Genomic DNA, 2,303 nt, shown 5'->3' with positions numbered 1-2,303 from the left:
GGCCCCCCGGCTGGACACCGCGGGCCGCGCCCGCCTCTTTGGTCTCATATGGGATGAGGTGGAAGAGTTTCAGTCCGTGTATCTGCAACTGTGCAACGCTCTGCGCGATCTCGGCGATGCGGCCGAGGTCAACTGCCCCCTTGAGGCCCTTATTCCGCGTGAGCAAAGCATCATTGATGTGGAGCGCCTGCGCGGACTCAGGCAGGGTGCGGATGACGTTCTGCCCATTCTTGCGCCCAACGGCCGCACGGTGGACCTGCCAAGGGCTGTGGTTACGGCGCTCACGGCCGAGATCACCATCTTCATGCGTGAAAAGCCCGATGATTTTTTTGACCACACCGACCTGCTGGACTTTCCCGGCTACCGCTCACGCTACAAGTTCACCAATCTGCGCGAAGCCCTTGCCAGCAAGGAAGACATGCTCAAGGAACTTTTCCTGCGCGGCAAGGTGGCCTATCTTTTTGAGCGCTACCGCGAAGAAAAAGAACTGACCAGCATGCTCCTGTGCATTGCGCCCGGCCCGCAGGAGGTGCACGACCTGCCCCACGCCGTGTACGAGTGGATATGCTCCACCCACGGCGAAAAACCTTCCAGCCGCGCGGGCAAAAATCCGGCCCTCTTTTTTGTGCTCACCAAGATGGACATGGAGTTTGAAAAAAAGAAAGGCTCCCCCTCTGTGGAAACGCGCTGGACAACCCGGCTGGAGTCTTCGCTGGTAAAATTCTTCGGGCAGGTGCATGACTGGCCGGAAAACTGGGACGGCATCCACCCGTTCAACAATGTTTTTCTTTTGCGCAACCCCAATTTCACCTGCGAAGCCATATTTGACTACGCGGGCGGGCGCGAAACCGGCATCCGTCAGGACCAGACCGCTTTTGTGGAAGAAGTGCGCCAGGCTTTTCTGCAGTCCCCGCTGGTGCAGCGCCATGTGGCAGGCCCGGAAAAGGTCTGGCAGGCTGCCATGACCCTCAACGACGGCGGCGTAAGCCTGTTGCGCGACAGCCTGCGCCCCCTGTGCAATCCCGAGCTGAAACGGGAGCAGATCAACGTTAGTCTTGATGAGAAAAAAGAGCAGCTTGTGGCGCGCCTTGCCCCGTTTTACCGCACGGATGACCGCGAAGAACTGCGCCGCCAGAAAGAGCAGCTTTCGCGCACTCTTGTCACATTGCTCGCCAAGGTTGCGGAAAAACAGCTTTTCGGCGACTTTTTGCGCCGCTTGCAGGTTCGCGATTACGACCTTTATGAACTGTGTCTCAACGCCCGGCAGATGCCCGAACAGGGCCAGTCCCCGGCAAGCGTCCAGGTGGTGGGAACCCGCGTTTCGGCTGACGATATCCTGGGTGACATTTTTGGCGACAGCACCGAAAGCACGCCCGTACCGGCGCCAAGCGAACAGGACCAGGCCAGGGACATGGCCGGGGTTTTCACCGCGCTTGTTATGGAGCACTGGATAAGCCGCCTGCGCGACCTGTCCGCCTCTGGCGAGGCCCGCAACGAGCTTGGCCTTCCGGCCCTGGAACTGGACCAGTTGTGCCATGAGATCATCCTGGCCGCCACACGCTGCCGCCTGCGAGAAAACCTTGAAGAGCAGTTGCGCCGGGGCACGTCCTACAGCAACATAGCCCGCGAACGTCTGGTCTGGAAGCAGGTGAGTCTGGCTGCGGACGCCATCAACGCCTTTATTGACTGGCTTGGCTTTGACCCGCGCTTCAAGGACCAAAGCCAGCGCACCGTCCTTTTTGGCGGCAAGAGCGTCAGCCTGTTTGACCCGCCGCCGCCCATCACCGGCGAACCGCGCATAGGCGAACAGGAAGCGCCCTACGACCGCCTCTGGTATACTGACTGGCTGCGCGCCCTGGCCTACAGCATCACGGCCAATGTGGACTTTGACGGCCAGCAGACTCTGAACCCGGAACAAAACAACCGCCTGCGCGACATTTTGCAGGTTTTCAAGGGATAATCTATGCGAGCCAGCATTGCAGTGGATCCGGAACGCGGCCCCGGCTACGGCATTATTGAAATCGAGGGGGCGGGCGAAACCCTTTCTCCTTCATTCACCCTGCAAAGAGCTTCGGACGGCAAATGCCTTTCGTCCGGCGGCTGGCAGGAAAGCGAAACCGCTGTCAGCCCGCGGGCGTGGGACACAGACAACGGCAAGTTGCGCCTGCACGTGGGGCCTGAAGTCGTTGACGAGCTGGACAGCCTTGATGCCTACCGCATCGGCCTCCCCGGACAGGGCGCTTGCGCCATGAGCGTGGGCAGGCTCATGTACTCCAATATCAGCGGCGGCCAGGGCATGGGCG

1 protein-coding gene and 1 pseudogene are annotated in these 2,303 nt (G+C 60.4%); both read left to right on the top strand.

The genetic code is table 11. The features are described 5' to 3' along the window. Positions 1 to 1,960: virulence factor SrfC family protein (locus V6C16_RS11495; RefSeq protein WP_333543266.1), on the top strand; the 1,960-nt coding region annotated here is incomplete at its 5' end. 3 nt (positions 1,961 to 1,963) lie between these two features. Beyond that, positions 1,964 to 2,303: pseudogene (locus tag V6C16_RS11490) on the top strand (sel1 repeat family protein); the annotation flags it as partial.

It is taken from the genome of Desulfovibrio sp. 1188_IL3213 (genome assembly GCF_036763145.1).
Lineage (GTDB): Bacteria > Desulfobacterota > Desulfovibrionia > Desulfovibrionales > Desulfovibrionaceae > Desulfovibrio.
This window is presented reverse-complemented; position numbering and strand designations above follow the sequence as displayed.